This is a genomic window from Photobacterium rosenbergii (assembly GCF_003026455.1).
In the GTDB taxonomy this organism is placed as follows: Bacteria; Pseudomonadota; Gammaproteobacteria; order Enterobacterales; family Vibrionaceae; genus Photobacterium; species Photobacterium rosenbergii.
Genome location: NZ_PYMB01000060.1, coordinates 1 through 1257, shown reverse-complemented (window position 1 = coordinate 1257; position 1257 = coordinate 1). Strand labels below are relative to the sequence as shown.

Genomic DNA, 1257 nt, shown 5'->3' with positions numbered 1-1257 from the left:
TGATATGACCCCCGTAAAGTAGACACGGGGGTTAATTTCTCAGTTCGTACATCATGGGACTCAATCCACCATTAGTCCCATGCCTTCTGACTACATTGTAATAGCCATTGATATAGTTGCGACACTCAGCAACCATTTCCTTTCGTGACATCTGCTCAAGGTTGGAGAACCATTCCTTTTTCATCAAGCCGAAGAAGCTTTCCGAACATGCGTTATCCCAGCAGTTTCCCTTCCTCGACATACTGACTGTCACTTTCCTTTTGGTGAGCCATTTCAGCACATCATAGCAACGGTACTGCGAGCCTCGGTCAGAGTGGAACATCAACGCCTTACCCTTTGGTTTGCGCTCTTTCCAAGCCTTCTTTAAAGCCCTTAGAACCATCTCTGCCGAGTTCATATAGCTGGTTGCCCAACCAACTACTCGGCGGGAGTATAAATCGATAATGACACATAGGTATTGCCAGCCTTCATGGCAGCGGATTTGGGTTATATCAGAGACCCAGACACGGTTAGGAGCATCGACACTGAAGTCCCTATTTAAGTAGTTCGGGGGCGTGGGCACAACCTCCTTTGGCCTAACGACGCCGAAGCGCCGCTTACAAGCATTAGAACGGTAACCTATTTGCTGGAGCAGGGACTGAACCCGTTTCTTGTTACAGGCATATCCATGGGCAACGGCTTCTTCCCAGAGCTTGCGATAGCCCTGGATACGACGATGTTTTTCTATCTGCTGCCGCAAAAAAGCCAGCAGCCTTTGGTTGTACCTTGTCCAGTCCGAGGGCTGATGGTTAAGCCACTTGTAGTAACCCGAGCGCGAAACACCTAGCACGTCGCACATCAGTTTTACCGTTCTTCTGACAGAGCTAACCCTGTGTATATAAGCAAATTTTACTTTTGCTGACTGTCGAAGAACTCCTTCGCCTTTTTTAGGATTTCGTTCTCCAACTCTGCACGCTCAAGCTGTTTGCGTAGTCTTTTGTTTTCAGCTTCCAAGTCCTTGAGGCTCTTACTTGGACCATTGTTCTTGATTGGCTTTGACGATTCCTTTCTAGTCACGAACTTACTTCTCCATTTTGCTAAAAGCTTAGGGCTTATCCCTAACCTAACAGCAACGGCTTTGACTGTATCTGGGGAATCGATAGATTCTTGAACTGCAGCAAGCTTGAATTCGTCGGTAAAGCTTCGTCTAGTAACAACTTTCATATAATCACCTCTTATTCCTAATAAAGAGGTGTCTACTTTTAGGGGGTCACTTCA

General features: G+C 46.6%; 1 protein-coding gene. It reads right to left on the bottom strand.

Going from position 1 to position 1257, the window contains the following annotated elements; all coding sequences use genetic code 11:
- Nucleotides 1-31: 31 nt before the first annotated feature.
- Nucleotides 32-1203 (bottom strand): IS3 family transposase gene (locus C9J01_RS29330; protein ID WP_107301573.1). Its coding sequence is split into 2 segments (ribosomal slippage): nt 32-930 and nt 930-1203, totalling 1173 coding nucleotides; the frame shifts between segments, so codons are not numbered across the junction.
- Between the last annotated feature and the right edge of the window lie 54 nt (nt 1204-1257).